Here is a 17,542-nt window from a genome sequence, read left to right as displayed (position 1 = left end):
TTTTCAGCGGAATACTTCGGTCTTTTCCTCGGTGGAATTCCGGCACCCGCGTGCGAATCTGAGAATCCGTTTCCGAGCGCCGAAGGAACCGTTCATGACGCCCATCGCCCCGCCGCCGGCGCCACACGCGCTGCTCCTTCTTCTGCTGCAAATAGGCGTGCTGCTGCTGCTGGCTCTCGTGCTCGGCCGGGTGGCGGTGAGATTCCGCCTGCCGCCTCTGGTAGGTGAGCTGAGTGCTGGAGTGTTACTCGGCCCCTCGCTGTTCGCCCACGTCGCGCCCGGGCTGGAGTCCTGGCTGTTCCCGCGCCAGGCCGAGCAGTTCCACCTGCTGGACGGCGTCGGCCAGCTTGGCGTGCTGCTGCTCGTCGGCATCACCGGCGCCCATCTGGACACCAAGCTGATCCGCCGCCAGGGCGCCACCGCCGCCAAGGTCAGCGGGTTCGGCCTGGTGATACCGCTCGTCTCTGGTATCGGGATGGGGCTGCTGCTGCCCGCCACGCTGACCGCCGGCAAGGACCAGACCGTCTTCGCGTTGTTCCTGGGTGTGGCCATGTGCGTGAGCGCCATCCCGGTGATCGCCAAGGTCCTCCTCGACATGAACCTCATGCACCGCAACATCGGGCAGCTCACGCTGACCGCGGGCATGGTCGACGACGTGTTCGGCTGGCTGATGCTCTCGATCGTCTCGGCCATGGCCACCAGCGGGTTGAGCGCCGGCTCCGTCGGCCTGTCGCTGGGCTACGTCGCCGGGGTGCTGATCCTGGCGTTCGTGCTGGGCCGCCCGCTCGCCCGCGCCGCCTTCCGGCTGGCCTCCCGTTCGCGCGAGGAGATGCCGACCATCGCCACGACTGTCGTGCTGATCCTGCTGGCCGCGGCCGGCACGCACGCCCTCGGCCTGGAGGCGGTCTTCGGCGCGTTCGTCATGGGCCTGGTGATCAGCGCGCACGGCAGGCCGGACCGGGCCAAGCTCGCCCCGCTGCGGACGGTCGTCGTCGGGGTGCTGGCCCCGATCTTCTTCGCCACCGCCGGGTTGCGCATGGACCTGACGGCGCTGACCAGGCCGGACGTGCTGGGCTTCGCCGTACTCATCCTGGCCGTGGCCATCGTCGGCAAGTTCGCCGGCGCCTACCTCGGGGCCCGCACGAGCAGGCTGGGCAACTGGGAGGCGCTGGCCCTGGGCGCGGGCATGAACGCGCGCGGCGTCGTCGAGGTCATCGTCGCCACGGTGGGCCTGCGGCTGGGCGTGATCAGCACCGATGTGTTCACCATCATTATCCTGGTGGCCGTGGTCACCTCGGTCATCGCGCCGCCGATCCTGCGGGTGGCGATGGCCAGGCTGGAGACCACCACCGAAGAGGACGAGCGCAGGCAAGCCCACTTCGAGCCCGCACTGGAGCGGGTCGCATGACGGGGCTGGACCTGCGCCGCTGGCTGGGGTGCGCGGTCGACACGGTCGAGGCGTGGGAAGCGGAGTTCGGTCCGTTCGCCGCGCACCCCTCCCACCAGCTCGGCGAGGCGGAGTTCGGCGCCGCCTTCGCCGACCTGGGCAAGCGCCTGCGCGACAACTACCCCTTCTTCCACCCCCGCTACATCGGGCAGATGGTCAAGCCGCCGCACCCCGCCGCGGTGGTCGGCTACGTCACCGCGATGCAGCTCAACCCCAACAACCACGCACGGGAGGGCGGCCCGGCCACCGCCGATCTGGAGCGGGAGGTGATGGAGGCGCTGGCTGCGATGTTCGGCCTGGAACGCCACCTCGGGCACCTGACCACCAGCGGCACCATGGGCAATCTGGAGGCGCTGTTCGTGGCGCGCGAGATCCACCCGGACCGCGACATCGCCTACAGCGCCGACAGCCACTTCACCCACGCCCGCATGTGCCACGTCCTGGGCGTGCGGGGCCACGCGGTCCGGGCCGACGCGCGCGGCCGGATGGACATGGAGGCGCTGGAGAGCCTGCTGCGCACCGGGCGCGTCGGTACCGTGGTCGTCACCGCCGGCACCACGGGAACCGGCGCGGTGGACCCTGTCCACGAGGCGCTCGCCCTGGCCCGCCGGTACGGCGCGCGGGTGCACGTGGACGCCGCCTATGGCGGTTTCCACGTGCTGCTGGCAGAGGAGGGGCTGTTCGACCCGCGTCCCTGGCGGGCCATCGCCGCCTGCGACTCGGTCGTGGTCGACCCGCACAAGCACGGGCTCCAGCCCTATGGTTGCGGGGCCGTGCTGTTCGCCGACCCGGCGGTGGCGCGGCACTTCCTGCACGACTCGCCCTACACCTACTTCACGCCCTCCGACCTGCACCTGGGCGAGATCAGCCTGGAGTGCTCGCGGGCGGGCGCGGCGGCGGCCGCGCTCTGGCTGACCCTGCGGCTGCTGCCGGCAACCCGCGAGGGGCTCGGCCGGGTGCTGCTGCCGGGGGTGCTCGCGGCCAGGGAATGGGCCGGGATGCTGGAGGCCTCGCCGTACCTGAGCCTGTACCAGCCTCCCGAGCTGGACATCGTCACGTATTTCCCGACCGAGGCGACGCTCGGCGGTGTCGACGCCGCCTCTGCCCGGGTCCTCACCGACGGCATGGCGGGGCCCGACCCCGTCTACGTCAGCGCCCTGCGCGTCGAGGCCCCGGCGTTCACCGCGCGCCATCCCGCGCTGGCGGCCGATGCCCCCGGCGCCCGGATCCTGCGCAGCGTTCTGATCAAACCGGAGACAGGCGACCACCTCTGGCACCTGCACCACCGCCTGGAGGAGCTCGCCGCTGGAAGGACTTCCCGATGACCCTGTCGAGCCTGGCCATCCGCCCGGCAACCGACGCCGACACCGAGCCACTGGTCTCGCTCCTGGCCGAGGCGTTCGCCGATGACGCGCTGACTGTGTGGGCCTTCCCCGATCCCGTACGGCGGCGCCAGATCCTGCCGGACTTCTTCCGCGCCTTCTACGACCTGGCGCTCGCCCAGCGGGGCGCCTACACCACCGATGACCGGCAGGGGGTGCTTCTGGCGACCCCACCAGGCGCCGCCGACCCGGGCGAGGGGTTCGCCCGGCGGCTGCGGGCCGTGGCAGGCGAGTACGCCGACGCGCTGATGACGATCGTCGACCTGCAGGAGCTCTACCACCCGGCCGGCCCGCCCCACCTCTACCTGGGCTTCGGCGCGGTGACGCCCGAGCGCCAGCGGACGGGCATGGCCAGCGCGATGATGCGGCACCTGATGGAGGAGTGCGACCGTGACGGGACGCCCGCCTACTTGGAGGCGAGCTCGGCGGGCGGCGAGGCGGTCGCGCGGCGGTTCGGCTTCGAGCCGCACGGACCCCTGATCCACATCCCCGGCGGGCCGCGGTTGCGGCCGATGTGGCGGGATCCGCAATGACCTCTCCCCAGGTGTGGACGGCCGCCGAGGCGATGGCCGGACTCGACCATCCCCGGCTGCCGGAGCTGCGGAAGATCCTGGACTGGAGCCAGGAGTTCCTCACCCAGGGCCACCCCGAGCTGGGCCGCTCGGGGCCGGTCTGCCCGTTCAGCGCGCCGTCGCTGCGCCGCGGCCTGTTTCATTTCGCGGTGGAGGAGGGCGAGGTTTCCGACGACACCATCGCGGCTTATCGTGGTCTTTTCCTGGACACGTTGGAAGCAGTTTCTCCGGAGCACCGGGAATTGCTGACTTTTGTGGTGGTGCTGCCAGATATCGACGGGACCACGTTGGATGCAATGCAGCGGCGGTTGAAAAAGGAATATGTGGCGGGCGGGCTGATGATCGGCCAGTTCCACCCCTCATGCGCGGAACCGGGATTGTGGAACGCGGATTTCCGCCCGCTGCGCTCGCCGATCCCGCTGCTGGCGATCCGTACGATGCTCGCCTTCGACCTGCCCTTTCTGTGGGAGGAGGAGGGTCACCTGAATTCCTACCTGGAGCGCTTCGCCGGCGGCATTCCGGCCAGGATCCGCAGCCACCTGGTGGGCCGGGTTGTGCCTACGCCTCATCCGCGGCCGGCGGCGGTCTCAGCGAAACCTCCGGTCGGCCTTCGCCGCGTACCCTGGCGGTGACGGACCCCATGATCGACAGCCCGAGCCCCCTCCCCGACCCGCATGGGCCAATGTCATCGGTAGCGCGGCGCGCTGGGGCGATCACCACGATCGCGGTCTTCCCCCGGCGAACTTTCGACCTTGTGGGGCGATCTTTCGTCGCAACGCTCCGAATGGTGGCGTTGCCCTACATACCCTGAAGCAACGGACGGCCACGGTTGTTGGGTGGCCTTCCCGCCACCGGGGGCGCGCAACGTGCCACGTCCGCTATCGCGTGGCCGTCCCGACCCCGGAAGGGTGGAATGCCGCCGGGAGACCGCCATGGCCCCGTGCGCAGATGGTTGATCAACAGGAAGGCTCGGTCGCATGTTCGGTCGTGTCGCCATCGTCAATCGTGGAGAGGCCGCGATGCGGCTCATCCATGCCGTTCGGGATCTGTCGGCGGAGACCGGGGAGAGGATCGAGACGGTCGCGCTCTATACCGACGCCGACCGGAATGCCACCTTCGTGCGCGCGGCCGACCTGGCCTACCCGCTGGGTCCCGCCTCGGCGCGGCCGTACCTCGATCACGCGGTGCTGGAGCGCGCGCTGGTCGAAACCGGGGCCGACGCGGCCTGGGTCGGGTGGGGGTTCGTGGCGGAGGATCCGGCGTTCGCCGAACTGTGCGAGAAGATCGGAGTCACGTTCGTCGGGCCGAGCGCGGAGGCGATGCGCAGGCTCGGCGACAAGATCGGCGCCAAGCTGATCGCGGAGGAGGTCGGCGTCCCGGTCGCGCCGTGGAGCCGTGGCGAGGTCGCCACTCTGCAGGAGGCGCTGCGCGCGGGTGAGGAGATCGGCTACCCGCTGATGCTCAAGGCCAGCGCAGGCGGCGGCGGTCGCGGCATCCGGATGGTCGCCTCGGCCGAGGACCTGGCCGAGGCATACGAGCGCACCAGCCAGGAGGCGCTGCGCGCGTTCGGGTCCGGGGTGGTGTTTCTGGAGCGACTGGTGACCGGGGCGCGCCACGTCGAGGTGCAGGTCATCGCCGACGGCCAAGGAGGCGTGTGGGCGCTGGGTGTGCGTGACTGCTCGGTGCAGCGGCGCAACCAGAAGATCATCGAGGAGTCGGCCTCCCCGGTGCTGGGCCCGGAGCAGACGGCGGAGCTGAAGGCGTCGGCCGGGCGGCTGGCCGTCGCGGTCGGCTACCGCGGCGCCTGCACGGTTGAGTTTCTCTACCATCCGGGGGAGAAGCTGTTGGCCTTCCTTGAGGTCAACACCCGGCTGCAGGTCGAGCACCCGATCACCGAGATCACCACCGGCACCGACCTGGTACGCCTGCAGCTGCATGTGGCCGGCGGCGGCAGGCTGGTAGGTCCGCAGCCGGTCGAGGCCGGTCACGCCGTCGAGGCCCGGCTCAACGCCGAGGATCCCGACCGCGACTTCGCGCCGGCGCCCGGCCGCATCGCCCGCCTGGTGCTGCCCGCCGGGCCCGGCATCCGCGTCGACACCGGCGTGAGCGAGGGTGACACCATCCCGGCCGACTTCGACTCGATGATCGCGAAGATCATCGCCTATGGCAGCGACCGCGAGCAGGCGCTGGGCAGGTTGCGCCGGGCGCTGGCCGACACCACGGTGATCATCGAGGGTGGTGCCACCAACAAGAGTTTCGTCCTGGATCTGCTCGACCAGCCGGAGGTGATCGAGGCCGGCGCTGACACGGGCTGGATCGATCGAGTGCGCGGCGAGGGCCGCCTGGTCAGTCACCGGCATTCGGCGGTCGCGCTGGCCGCGGCCGCCATCGAGGCGTATCTGGATGAGGAGGAGGTCAGCCGGCGCCGGCTGTTGTCCACCGCGTACGGCGGGCGTCCTCAGGTCCGTCACGACCCCGGCCGGCCGTTGGACCTGAAGTTGCGTGGTGTCGGTTACCGGCTGAGCGTCGCCAGGGTCGGTCAGCAGCGTTTCCGGGTGAACGTCTCGGGGGCCGCGGCCGATGTGGAGGTGGAGCGCTTTGACGCGCACAGTGGCCAGATCGTGGTCAATGGTCACCGTTACCGCCTGGTGTCGGCCACGCACGGGCCGATCCATCTGATCGAGGTCGACGGTGTCACGCACCGGGTCAGCCGTGATGAGGGCGGTGTGGTCCGTTCTCCGGCGCCGGCGCTGGTAGTGGCGGTCCCGGTGTCGGTGGGCGAGGAGGTCCAGCCGGGCGCGGCGGTGCTGGTGCTGGAGTCGATGAAGATGGAGACGGTGCTGCGTGCGCCGTTCCGGGGCCGTGTCCGCGAGTGTCCGGTAACTGTCGGTAGTCAGGTGGAGACCGGCGCGCCGCTGATGCGGTTGGAACCGTTGGGCGATGAGGTCCGGGAGGAGGAGATCGGCGGCGCCGTCGAGGTCGACCTGCCGGCCGAGCCCGTTGGCGTGTCGGCGGGCGACCGGGTCGAGCGGGGCCTGCAGGACCTGCGCAGCCTGCTGCTCGGCTTCGACGTCGATCCGCACGACCACAAGCGGGTGCTGTCGGACTATCTGGCCGCGCGTGCCGAGCTGGGCGGCCCGCTGCTGGAGGGCGAGCTGGAGCTGCTGACCGTGTTCGCCGACCTGTGCGAGCTGAGCCGCAACCGCCAGCGTGGCGGGGCCGCCACCGGTGGCGGGCACCTTCACAGCGCTCGGGAGTACTTCCACACCTACTTGCAGAGCCTGGACATCGAGCGAGCCGGGCTGCCGGAGACCTTCCAGGCCAAGCTCGCCAAGGCGCTGGCCCACTACGGCGTGACCAGCCTCGATCGCACCCCCGATCTTGAGGCCGCCGTGTTCCGTGTCTTCCTGGCCCAGCAGCGCGCCTCGACCGACGCAGGCCTCATAGCGACGCTGCTGCGCGAGTGGCTGCACATGACTCCGCCCGGCCAGAACCTGCGCGAGCGCGCAGGCCTCACCCTGGAGGGGCTGCTGTCGGCCACCCAGGTCCGCTTCCCGATCGTCTCCGACCTGGCCCGCGGCGTCGTCTACACCTGGTTCGTCCAACCGCTGCTGCGCCGCGACCGCGCCCGCGTTTACGCCGATGTCCGCAAGCACCTGCGCCACCTGGACGCCAGCCCCGATGCGCCCGACCGTGCCGAGCGCATCGCCGAGATGGTCCGCAGCACCGAACCGCTGGTCCGGCTGCTCGGCCAGCGCCTGGTCCGCCATGAGCTGGACAACGCGGTCATGCTGGAGGTGCTGACCCGGCGCCACTACGGCAACAAGGCCCTGTGCGCAGTACGCACCCGCCAAGCCGCCGGCTGCACGTTCGTCGTCGCCGAGCGCGCCGAATCCTGCGTGGCCTCCGCCGCGGTCAGCTTCGACGTCCTGGGCCGTACGCTGGACGGCCTGGCCGAGCTGGCCGCCGACGCGGAGGTCGTCGACGCCGACATCTATCTGTCCTGGGAGGGCCAGCCGGCCGACTTCGAAGCGATGGCGGCCGCACTGAGCGAGGTCGTCAACGCCCACCCGCTGCCGGGCCAGGTGCGCAGGCTCACCGCCATCGTCGCCGGCCGCGACGGGGCAGTGATGCACCACCACTTCACCTTCCGCCCCACAGGGACTGGGATGGCCGAGGACCGGCTGATCCGCGGCCTGCATCCCCATCTCGCCCAGCGTATGCAGATCGAGCGGCTCAGCAAGTTCGACCTCACCCGGCTGCCTTCCACTGACGAGGAGGTCTACCTGTTCCGATGCGTCGCCAAGGAGAACCCCGCCGACGAGCGCCTGGTGGCATTCACTCAGCTACGCGACCTGACCGAGTTACGCGATCAGGACGGCCACCTGGTGGCCCTGCCCGCGGCCGAGGAAGCTGTCACCGCCTGCGTCGACTCCATCCGCCGCGCCCAGTCACGCCAGCCCTCCGACAGGCGTCTGAGCGTCAACCGGATCGTCGTCTACGTCTGGCCGCCCAGCCGCGTCCGCCGCGATGAACTGGAGCCGATCGTACGGCGCGTGCTGCCGACGACCCTCGGCGCCGGGCTGGTCGAGACAGAGTTCATCGGCCGCCGGCGCGACCCCGAGACCGGCGAACTCACCAAGATCGCCGTGCGGATCGCGCAGGGTGCCGCCGGAGCAACCGAGCTGACCATCGGCGAGCCGTCCGACGAGCCCATCGAGCCGCTGGACGACTACCGGCACAAGGTGCTGCGCGCGGCCAGGCGCGGCAACATCTATCCCTACGAGCTGACCGCGATGCTGGGCGACTTCGTCGAGCACGACCTCGACGAGCACGGCACGCTGATGCCGGTCGAGCGGCCCAAGGGCAAGAACGCGGCGGGCATCGTGGCGGGCGTCGTCACCACGCCGACCGAGCGCCACCCCGAGGGCGTCACCCGCGTGCTGCTGCTGGGCGATCCGACCAAGTCGCTGGGCGCGCTGTCGGAGCCCGAATGCGCCCGGGTCATCGCCGCGATCGACCTGGCAGAGCGGATGCGGGTGCCGCTGGAGTGGTTCGCCCTGTCGGCCGGTGCCCGGGTGTCGATGACCTCGGGCACCGAGAACATGGACTGGGTCGCGGCCGCGCTCAAGCGGATCGTCACCTTCACCCAAGGCGGCGGCGAGATCAACATCGTTGTCGCCGGCATCGCCGTGGGTGCCCAGCCGTACTGGAACGCCGAGGCGACCATGCTCATGCACACGAAGGGCATCCTGGTGATGACGCCCGACTCGGCGATGGTGCTCACCGGCAAGCAGGCGCTGGACTTCTCCGGCGGCGTCTCGGCCGAGGACAACTTCGGCATCGGCGGCTACGACCGGGTCATGGGCCCGAACGGGCAGGCGCAGTACTGGGCGCCGAACCTGGCGGCCGCCCGCGACGTGCTGATGGCCCACTACGACCACACCTACGTGGTACCCGGCGAGTCCGGGCCGCGGCGGGCGCCCACCGCCGACCCCACGGCCCGGGACGTCTGCGACTTCCCGCACGCGATTCCGGGTAGCGACTTCGCCACGGTCGGTGAGATCTTCTCCGCCGAGCACAACCCCGACCGCAAGAAGCCCTTCGACATCCGCACGGTGATGCGGGCGGTGTCCGACCAGGACCATCCGGTGCTGGAGCGGTGGGCGGGCATGGCCGATGCGGAGACGGCCGCGGTGCAGGACGCGCACATCGGTGGCCGGCCGGTCTGCCTGATCGGCATCGAGTCGCGTTCGGTGCCGCGGCGTGGCTTCCCGCCCACCGACGGGCCCGACACCTACACCGCGGGCACGCTCTTCCCGCGCTCGTCGAAGAAGACCGCGCGGGCGATCAACTCCGCCTCCGGCAACCGGCCACTGGTGGTGCTGGCGAACCTGTCCGGGTTCGACGGCTCGCCGGAGTCGATGCGGAAACTGCAGCTGGAATACGGGGCGGAGATCGGCAGGGCGATCGTCAACTTCGAGGGGCCGATCGTGTTCTGCGTGATCTCCCGCTACCACGGCGGCGCGTTCGTGGTCTTCTCCAAGGCGCTCAACCCGAACATGACCGTGCTGGCGTTGGAGGGGTCGTTCGCCTCGGTGCTCGGCGGAGCCCCGGCCGCGGCCGCGGTGTTCGCCGGCGAGGTGAGCAACCGCACCGCGACCGATGCGCGGGTGAGCGACCTGCAGGCCCGCGTTTCGGCAGCCACTGGCGACGAGCGGGCGGTGCTCGGCGCACAGCTGGCCGAGGTGCAGGCAGCCGTCAGGGCGGAGAAGCTCGGCGAGGTCGCCGCGGAGTTCGACCGGGTGCACAGCATCCAGCGCGCGGTGCAGGTCGGCTCCGTGGACGCGATCATCAGCGCCGCCGAGCTCCGGCCCCGCATCATCGAGGCGATCGAGCGCGGGATGGCAGGCGGCCAACCCCATCTGCTCGATCATCTCGGCGGGCAGCCCCGGCCATTCGCGCCGGAACGTCTTGGGCGCCCCGGCTCATAGTGGCGAGCGTGCCCGCGTGCCGTACGAACGCGGCGGCCAGTCCAAGGAAATCCCTGATCCACTCCGCAGGTGCCGCAGCGCCGCGCCACCGTGATCGACGCCTTCTTCGACCTCGCCGACACGATCATCACCGTGCGCAGCCTGATCCGACAGGCATGGACGACCCACCGCTGGGACGAACGCACGAACCACCGGCTACGACCAAAACGCCTACGCGCGACCTCTTAGCCAAGGCGTAGGTGAACTCGAGACCAAGGCTCGCAAAGCGCGTCAGCCCTGAAACCAGTTGGCTCCGAAGCTCAAGGTTCGCCCATCTATGGTGACGGATTGCCCCTCCGGGAGCAGTGGCTCCCGCAGTGCTGGCAGGAGTATGCGGTGCCACTCGACCGTCACCCCGATCTCGCGGTGGTGGTCGAGCAGTGCCTCCGCGCGCATGTCGGCCAGGAGTTCCGGATCGTCTATGCCGTCGGCGTCGCTGTCCGGCTCCGGTTCGCCTCCGACGTGGTCGTAGTCGTCGTCGAATCCCATTTCCGCGAAGCCGGGGATCTGCAGGCGGAGCAACGGGATCAGATCATGCTCCGCCACAAGTGCGCCCTGCTGGTAGATCCGCAAGGATAACTCCTGGCCCGCCGACGCGGTCAGCTCGAAGCCGCCGCCCGAGCGGACGTAGTCCCGGATGGCCGACTCCGCCGCAGCCACGCTCCGGTGGACCCCCGCATACTCCGTCACCACGCTGCCCGACGTGTTCGAGCCTTCAACGAGAAGAAAACTGTGCATGGCAGCCATGCATACCAGGCGGGTGGGCGACGTCGCGAGGGAAGAGGGGTTCGATCAGCCATGATGGCAGAGCAGGCACAGGTCTCCTCAATGATCTCAGAGCGCTGCAACTCCATGATCGCCAAGCCCTGCGCCCGCTCAACTCCCTGGGTACTCCATCGCGCCTATCTGCGCGGCCTCTAAGGCACATCAGGAAGGGGTGGGATCTTGGCCGATACTTGCCCCCCACCTGGGGTTATCGTCCTCTGTGGTCCTCTGGAGTCCAGGGCCGTCCGGGACGATTGTCGCTCACTTAGTCACCCAGCATCTGGCCCGTGGGCTGGGGCTGCTGCCATACGTCACGGCCGTTGCTCCACAGCTCGGAAGCGTGGTACGCGAATCGGTCGAACAAGCCGTCGTCCTGGTACCGCCGCAGGTGCAGCATCGGCGAGTCGTGCCCCACTAGCTTGGCCAGGTGAGGCGTGACCAGCATCTCCGAGTCGAAACGGAACACGCTCATGGCGATGTGCTCGTCGCCGTACCGGGCCTCGATGCCGGGGACGTCGCGTAGCTGCTCGATCTCCGAGAGCGTGATCCGGATGCGCGTGGATACGGTCAGCGGGACGTTCTCCACCTCCTCGCGGCGGTGGGTGACCTCGCTGTCCGGGTCGCCGACGAGAAACCGGATCTTGCAGCCCTGCTGTGCTTTCCGCTTGAGAACCTTCGCCAGGTTCGGGTGTTCCAGCCACAGGAAGTAGTTCGTGTAACCGGCGAACACAATCTCGTTGCGCGCCGCGTTGATGAGGTTGCGCCAGATTGATTTCGGGCACGCGGAGCGATACGGATAAACCGTCAATACTTCCTTGTCCGGCCCTGTTTTCACCGTATTGCGAATTGCGTCTGGCCATAGCACGGCTGTCTCAACTCCTAGTGCCTCTGCGGCGGCCCACTGGTGCCGCAGGTGCGGGACACGAGCCTCGTCCTGCAGCCAGCGTTCCACCGTCTTGACGTCCACGCCACACCGGTCGGCCAGGTTCTGGTTCGTGACCTTGGCGTTCAGCATGGCGCTGCGTAGGGCGACGTTGGCCACGGTACACCTCGGGACGGAGGACGTCAGGGACGTTTTTGAGCGTAACGCCATAACGTCCTGGACGTCTCTATAACGCGGTGGGTTCGTCACGCAAAGGTAAGCACGCTGATCCCATGTCAACCCCGGTAATTCTCGGAGACCTCCAAGCGGCTTTTCCCGGTTGGTGTATTTGGCGTAGTTCTGTGGGGCGTCTCTGGGCAACTCGAAACGGCCGACGTCTATCCCAGTACGAGGTAGACCACGGTCTCTGCCAGACGATCGACGCGGATGGCGTCGCTCAACTCAGCATGCGACTACCGGCTCGGCCTGTCCGACCACGAGAGGAACTCTGTACAGCATGCCGTACGGGCCAAGCAGAAGATCGGCTTGTGCGGCGAAGCAGTGAGCCCGCTGCCGACCCTTGGCTGGTGCTTGCCTTTCCTACCCACGGCTACGCGCGCCTGCCCGGCGTGCGTCCATCTGGCCGAACGGCCTGCGGAAGAGGGGGCGGTGCCTTCCACGGTCCCTCTTCCCTCGTCGTGATAGCCGCTCAACCGTGTTCCGGCTGAGCGGGCAGGTTGGTACTCACCTCGTACGCCGTCGACTCACCGCGTAGCGGCAGCGGGCCGGGGACGGAGTGTCAAGCCCGGCTTCGTGTGTACGTTCGCTGGTCGCCGTTCCTCGGTCATGCGTTGTCCTGCGGTCAGGGCCGGGTTTGATGCGGAGGAGGCGGGCTGCTGGGCTTGCCTGAGTCGATGGTGTGCGAGGTGACCACCTCGGTGCCGGAGCGCTCCCGCCGGAGGCATAGGGCTTGAAGAGTCGTCCCGTCTTATGTGAGCGGAGCGGCCGGCGCCCATGCGAAGCACCCGGAGGGCCGCGAAGTGGGTGCGGGCCGGCGGCAGAGTGGCGACGACGTCGCTGAGCCCGATAAGGGCTTGGTGCCACCCACCCTCGCAGGCATCATGGTCGCCATGCCAGAGTTCATCGATCCGATCGGCACGTTGCGGACGTCGTTTCTGGCCGCGGCGGCCGAGTTCCGTGCTGACCCTGACTATCCGGTTCCGTGGTACATCGACGATGTCGACCCGCAGGCTCTGGTGGACCCGGCGGCCTTCGAGGCGTACACCGCGCGAGTGGTCGACGAGCGGAACTCATGGGGTGTACGCCCCGGATTCGTGCCGATGACCACCCTATGGTGGGTCGACCGCGAGGAATTCCTGGGAAGATTGGCCATCCGTCACCGGCTCACCCCGGCACTGGAGAAGTTCGGCGGCCACATCGGCTATGACGTCCGCCCCAGCGCACGCCGCCAGGGTCACGCGACGGCTATGCTCGCCGCGGCGCTGCCGATCGCCCGATCTTTAGGCATCTCTCAGGCTTTGGTCATGTGCGACAAGACGAATATCGCCTCTCAACGGGTCATCGAAGCCAACGGCGGACGGCTGCTCGACATCACCGAGCAGAAGCGTCGCTACTGGGTCCCGACCACGAGGTCTTGATCCCCGCCACCGCCCCGAAAGGAGGGGGCTCGGCTTTGAGCGTTCACGCTTCCTATACGTCGCGCTCTGTCAACGTTCAGATCGCCGGGGTAGCGACTCCGCCTGCGGAATAGAGTGACGAGGTCGGGTAGCGGGGTACCTGCGTCGCCAGCAGGTCTTCCGTCAGCCGAAGTCCCGTCAGGCGGGTGGCCAGGGCCAGCGCGCAGCATAGAGCGAGTTGCCGTTTGCCGGGTGTCGCGGCGTAAATGTCCTCTTCTTCGTCTTCGTTCTCGTCTTCTTCAAGGTCGTCGTCGAAAGTTGGGAAGCCGAGATCCGCTATGTGGGCCGCGATGGTGTCGGGCGAGCGTCCGCGCCTGGTTGCCGGATCGTCAATGGTGAAGGCGGAGATCACCTCGCCGTTTTCCGCGTAGGCGAAGTAGACGTCGGTCTCGAATGTCCGTGAGACGCCGGCGGCTGCCGCGCCGGTGGACAGGCTCTCCATGATGGGGTGGAGGGCGCCCATGTAACCGCCACGTTCGACCGTGATGGTGCCTGCCGGATGAGCGTGGACGGACGCGATGAAAGGCCCTCCTGGAGTGAGCATGCTTGCCACATCCACTGGCGTACGTAGGTCCAGTGCTCCTAGCAGCGATGCACTATCCCGATCGCGCACGAAAATCACCGAAAATCCGGAAATCCGCAGCCCGGCGTAGCGTTCATGGGTTATCCACGTGCCGGACGGCATCGCTGGCCGAGCTCGACGGCAACCGCGGGCCGCTGGGTGTCGATGAGCGGCTCTACTGCGCCGTCGTCCGGCGTCCTGGGTGGGGTCTTGCCCCGGATGTACGTGTTTTTCCGCGTCTCACGTGGCTCCTGAGGCTTTGACGCGCGTTTCTCGGCGATGTTTCCGGCGGTACGCGTACCGGGTGAGCGACGCTAGTGGCGGCGTCAACCCGCTGCGCCCCCGCGGCGTGAGGTGGTCTGGCACAAACCGGTCCCTGGACGTCGGCGCCCTGAACGCGGCGGCGGCGCGGCTGCTCGGGGAGCACGACTTCGCGGCGTTCTGCAAGAAGCGCGAAGGGGCCACCACGATCAGGGAGCTGCAGCGGCTGGAGTGGGTACGCGAGCCGGACGGGTATGGTGCTGGTGGCGACCGTCGTGGCACGGACGCGTTCTGCCACTCGATGGTGCGGGCGCTGGTCGGGTCGCTGCTGGCGGCGGGCGACGGCAGCCGGCCCGTGGGTGGCCGGGCGAGGTGCATGACGCGGGCCGTACGCGACTCCGGTGGTGCACGTCGCGCCCGCGCACGGACTGTGCCTGGAGGAGGTCGGCTACCCGGCGGAGGCGCAGCTCGCCGCGCGGGCCCTCGGCCACGCGGCGAGTGCGAACTTGCGTCTGATCGCCGAGCTCCGCTCGGCGGACTGTGATGGATGTCCTCGCTTCGCTGCGGATCCATCCCAGTTGTCACCCCTTCGTGACGCGGCGTTCCGAGGTACGAGTGAGGTCTGGTCGCGCAGCGCCCCGCTGACCTTGGGGAGCGTCTTGTCCTTCGGGTCGGGCGTGTGGGCGTCGGCGTACGTGGCGTAGCTGAAGACGAGTGTAGCGTCCCCACACCAGGCCGGACGCGTAGCCGCCGGCGATGTGCACAGCGCTCGCTGCCCGACGCCCGCGGCGCCGGGAGCGGGCGGAACCAGATGTTGTGTGACAGGTTCTTGGCTTGTCGAGCGGCGGCGGCCGCGTCCTTGTCGGGGAGGACCGCTATGCCGCGTGGTGACGGCGTAGCGGCGCTTGCTGTCGACGTACGCGGGCCCCTGAGCACGCGGCCGCACTTCCGCTCGCGCAGCGCGCGTCGGCGAAGGCGCCCACGGCGGCCTTGTCGCAGCTCGTCTCCATGTCGGCCTTGACCCTGGCGAACGTCGTGCCCGCGGCGCTCACCTTCTTCTTCGGAACGCCTCGGACAGCGACAGCTTCTGCGGGTCGGTCTGCTCGGAGTTGAGGATCGACGTGCCGTCGGGGCGCGTCCGGGGCTGGGCGTCTGATGGCTCGCTGACGGCGGCTGCTCGGAGCTCGCCTGTCCCGACGCGCTGGGCCGGTGCGGCGGTCGTGGTGGGGGCGGGGGAGCTCACCGCCTGGTAGGCGAAGAAGCCGCCGGTGGCCACCCCGGCCAGGGCGAGGGCACCCAACGTGACGAACAGGGCGCGTCTGCTCTTCCCGGGCGGAGCGGGCGGCGTCTGGAACGGGGGCTGTTTGAACGCTCCACTCGGAACGCGGGGCCGCCGCCCGGGGGGAGGGACTTCTGGCCCCAGGTGTCCCTGGGGAACGGAAGGTCGGGCAGCTTGGCTCGGCCGGCGGGAGGTGGGCGGCCAGACGGGTACGTCGCCGGGCTCCGCCGGGTGGACCGGAACGTTGGCGGGGTCGGAGAGCGAGAACCGGCGGGTGGTCGCGCCTGGCGGCCTTGGGGTCGAAGTAGTGGGCCGGTTGCTTGGTGTCGTGGGGTGGTTGCGCGGCGCCCTCATGGGCGAGCGGCCGGGTCTCCTCCTGCCGGCGGGGGCGACGGGGGCCGACAGTGGAACGCTCCTCTGCTTGGCAGGAGGGGCGCTCGCCTGCTTGGACGGAGGGGCGTCGTCCCACCTCGGCGGGGCGCTGCGCGTCCTCCCGTTGCTGCTGCGGGTGCGTCGGATCCCGCCTGGGCGCCGGCTCGTTGGGACGCTTCCCTGCGCGCTGCTTCCGGGTCGAAGTAGTGGGCCGGGTGGGTGAAGCCACTCCGGGTTGGTGGCGTTCGGGTCGAAGGGGTGTGCTCGGCTCGTCGTTGTCGGGCTCGCACCAGCTCGCCCGTGGCGGCGGGCCAGGGCGGCATGGCGTGCGGGTCGCTGATGGGCGCGGGCACGCGGGCATGCCCGCCGCGGCGGCGGTGAACGCCGGCGGGGCTCCCAGGGCGGCGCGCCTGGCACGACCGGTTCGGCCGGCGGAAGGGGTGGGCGGCCGGGCGGGTCGTGTCCGAGAGCGGGATGTACGGCCGTAGCTCGCCCGGCCGGGTGGGTTCGACGTCGTCGTCGGCGAACCAGTCGTACTCCGCGGCGTCGTCTCCGGCGACCTCCCACGGCTGCGTGCCGGGCGGGTCGTCGGGGTCGGGCAGGTTCGGTGGCGGGCCCTGGAAGACGGGGATAGCAGGGCGCTCGCCGGCGCTTGCGGCACCGCCAGAGGGGGCGGACGCCGATCGGCGGATGGCGCGTGCGCCGCGTCCTGGGCGGACGTGGATCGGCCGGAGGAGTCGTGCGCCGCGTCCTTGGGCGGATGTCGATCGGCCGGATGGCGCGTGCGCCGCGACCCTCGCCGGACGTCGATCGGCCGGGTGACGCGTGCGCCGCGTCGTGGGCGGACGCGGACGCCGCCTCGTCGGCGGAGCCACGCACGCCGCCACCGGCGGAGCCACGCATCCCGCCGTCGGCGGGCCGCGTACGGCGGCGTTCGGCGGCATCACGTGTCACATCCTCGCGGAGTCGTGTGCCGCCTCGTCGGCAGGCGTGAACGCCGATGCATGTCTCGCCCGCCGGTCTGCCCGAAGCTCGGCGGTGGCGTCCGCCGGTGCGGACGAGCCGTCGGCTTCCCTGCGATCGGGCTCGGGACCGGGTTCCTGGCCACGCATAAGGGGGAGCCTAGCGAGAGCAGCGAGATCGTTATGGTCGGTATGCGCGTGTCCCAGAGGGATCCGGCATCCCGTTTGGCCGCCTAACGCGTACGAGCCCGTTCGCTACTGGGGAACACCGGTCAGTGAGCGGTTGTCCAGAGCCTTGAAGACCGTCGCCTTGGTGATGTCGTTGATCGCGGAGAAGAGCTGCTTGGAGCCCTTCTTGTCCGGCTTCGTGCCGTCCTTGTCTGGAAGCCAGACCATGATCGCGTAGTGGACCGTGCGTCCAGATCTTGGCCCCCGCCTGCGCCCGAGCCGAGCTGTTTGGTGACACTGTCCTTGCCTGCCAGTGGCTTCACGTAGTTGCTCGTGCTGCCGACCTTGGCCACCTTGGTGGCGGACTTGCTGCTCTTGAGGTTGGCCACGCCGATCGTGCCGATCACCTTGCCGGCCTTGTCACGGAAGCTCGCGCGTACGAGGCTGGGTGCATTTGCCGGCCTTGAGGGCCTTCTTCAGTGCGTCACCCAGGGCGCCGTCACTGCACTTCTTGTCCTTGCTGGTGATCGTCATCTCGTACGACCGGCCAGAGACGGTGATCTTCTTCTCCTTGCCGAAGATCTCTTTCACACGTGATCGGCTCGGGGGTCCGAGGAGCGCTCGGCCGCGAAGCGTACTTGCCGGCCGGGGGCCGACGGGAGCGCGCCGAGGTCCGGTCG

General features: G+C 69.5%; 14 protein-coding genes. 8 read left to right on the top strand and 6 right to left on the bottom strand.

Annotated features, from left to right (window positions below; all coding sequences use genetic code 11):
* Window positions 1–94 precede the first annotated feature (94 nt).
* The 6 genes from ABD830_RS19470 (at window position 95) to ABD830_RS19445 (ending at window position 10,123) form a co-directional block, all read left to right on the top strand.
* The gene (locus ABD830_RS19470; RefSeq protein ID WP_344989013.1) at window positions 95–1,408 is read left to right on the top strand and encodes a cation:proton antiporter; all 1,314 of its coding nucleotides are present in this window, start codon (window positions 95–97) and stop codon (window positions 1,406–1,408) included.
* Window positions 1,405–2,772: a pyridoxal phosphate-dependent decarboxylase family protein gene (locus ABD830_RS19465; protein WP_344989011.1), complete on the top strand. Its 1,368-nt coding sequence runs from the start codon at window positions 1,405–1,407 to the stop codon at window positions 2,770–2,772. Before ABD830_RS19470 ends, ABD830_RS19465 begins: the two co-directional genes overlap by 4 nt.
* Entirely contained in the window at window positions 2,769–3,362 is a 594-nt protein-coding gene (locus ABD830_RS19460; RefSeq protein WP_344989009.1) for a GNAT family N-acetyltransferase, read from the top strand. Before ABD830_RS19465 ends, ABD830_RS19460 begins: the two co-directional genes overlap by 4 nt.
* Window positions 3,359–4,033, top strand: coding sequence for a DUF6875 domain-containing protein (locus tag ABD830_RS19455; protein ID WP_344989007.1), 675 nt, complete (start codon window positions 3,359–3,361; stop codon window positions 4,031–4,033). Before ABD830_RS19460 ends, ABD830_RS19455 begins: the two co-directional genes overlap by 4 nt.
* Before the next feature lie 345 nt (window positions 4,034–4,378).
* Entirely contained in the window at window positions 4,379–9,895 is a 5,517-nt protein-coding gene (locus ABD830_RS19450; protein ID WP_344989005.1) for an ATP-binding protein, read from the top strand.
* Between the two features lie 69 nt (window positions 9,896–9,964).
* A complete protein-coding gene (locus ABD830_RS19445; protein ID WP_344993065.1) occupies window positions 9,965–10,123 on the top strand; it encodes a hypothetical protein in 159 nt (52 codons plus the stop codon).
* Between the two features lie 42 nt (window positions 10,124–10,165).
* Here ABD830_RS19445 and ABD830_RS19440 read toward each other — a convergent pair whose 3' ends face one another.
* Both ABD830_RS19440 and ABD830_RS19435 read right to left on the bottom strand, forming a co-directional pair.
* A complete protein-coding gene (locus tag ABD830_RS19440) occupies window positions 10,166–10,681 on the bottom strand; it encodes a hypothetical protein (RefSeq protein ID WP_344989003.1) in 516 nt (171 codons plus the stop codon).
* Window positions 10,682–10,964: 283 nt separating this feature from the next.
* The gene (locus tag ABD830_RS19435; protein WP_344989001.1) at window positions 10,965–11,741 is read right to left on the bottom strand and encodes a hypothetical protein; all 777 of its coding nucleotides are present in this window, start codon (window positions 11,739–11,741) and stop codon (window positions 10,965–10,967) included.
* A 950-nt stretch (window positions 11,742–12,691) separates the two neighbouring features.
* Between ABD830_RS19435 and ABD830_RS19430 the strand changes: the two genes are divergently transcribed.
* Complete coding sequence (locus ABD830_RS19430; protein ID WP_344988999.1) at window positions 12,692–13,219, top strand: GNAT family N-acetyltransferase; 528 nt, start codon at window positions 12,692–12,694, stop codon at window positions 13,217–13,219.
* A gap of 76 nt (window positions 13,220–13,295) precedes the next feature.
* Here the strand turns inward: ABD830_RS19430 and ABD830_RS19425 are convergent, their stop codons facing one another.
* The gene (locus ABD830_RS19425; protein ID WP_344988997.1) at window positions 13,296–13,943 is read right to left on the bottom strand and encodes a DUF6461 domain-containing protein; all 648 of its coding nucleotides are present in this window, start codon (window positions 13,941–13,943) and stop codon (window positions 13,296–13,298) included.
* A 181-nt stretch (window positions 13,944–14,124) separates the two neighbouring features.
* Between ABD830_RS19425 and ABD830_RS19420 the strand changes: the two genes are divergently transcribed.
* A complete protein-coding gene (locus tag ABD830_RS19420; RefSeq protein ID WP_425567108.1) occupies window positions 14,125–14,625 on the top strand; it encodes a tRNA pseudouridine synthase A in 501 nt (166 codons plus the stop codon).
* A gap of 504 nt (window positions 14,626–15,129) precedes the next feature.
* Here ABD830_RS19420 and ABD830_RS19415 read toward each other — a convergent pair.
* From ABD830_RS19415 to ABD830_RS19405, 3 genes are all read right to left on the bottom strand, one after another.
* On the bottom strand, window positions 15,130–15,381 hold the full coding sequence (locus ABD830_RS19415) for a hypothetical protein (RefSeq protein WP_344988995.1): 252 nt from the start codon (window positions 15,379–15,381) through the stop codon (window positions 15,130–15,132).
* A 1,568-nt stretch (window positions 15,382–16,949) separates the two neighbouring features.
* The gene (locus ABD830_RS19410; RefSeq protein ID WP_344988993.1) at window positions 16,950–17,090 is read right to left on the bottom strand and encodes a hypothetical protein; all 141 of its coding nucleotides are present in this window, start codon (window positions 17,088–17,090) and stop codon (window positions 16,950–16,952) included.
* 192 nt (window positions 17,091–17,282) lie between these two features.
* Window positions 17,283–17,453, bottom strand: coding sequence for a hypothetical protein (locus ABD830_RS19405; RefSeq protein ID WP_344988991.1), 171 nt, complete (start codon window positions 17,451–17,453; stop codon window positions 17,283–17,285).
* Between the last annotated feature and the right edge of the window lie 89 nt (window positions 17,454–17,542).

The sequence above is a fragment of the Nonomuraea helvata genome, assembly GCF_039535785.1.
GTDB classification, from domain to species: Bacteria; Actinomycetota; Actinomycetes; order Streptosporangiales; family Streptosporangiaceae; genus Nonomuraea; species Nonomuraea helvata.
The sequence above is the reverse complement of the archived record's forward strand: the minus strand, read 5'-3'. Positions and strand labels throughout refer to the sequence as shown.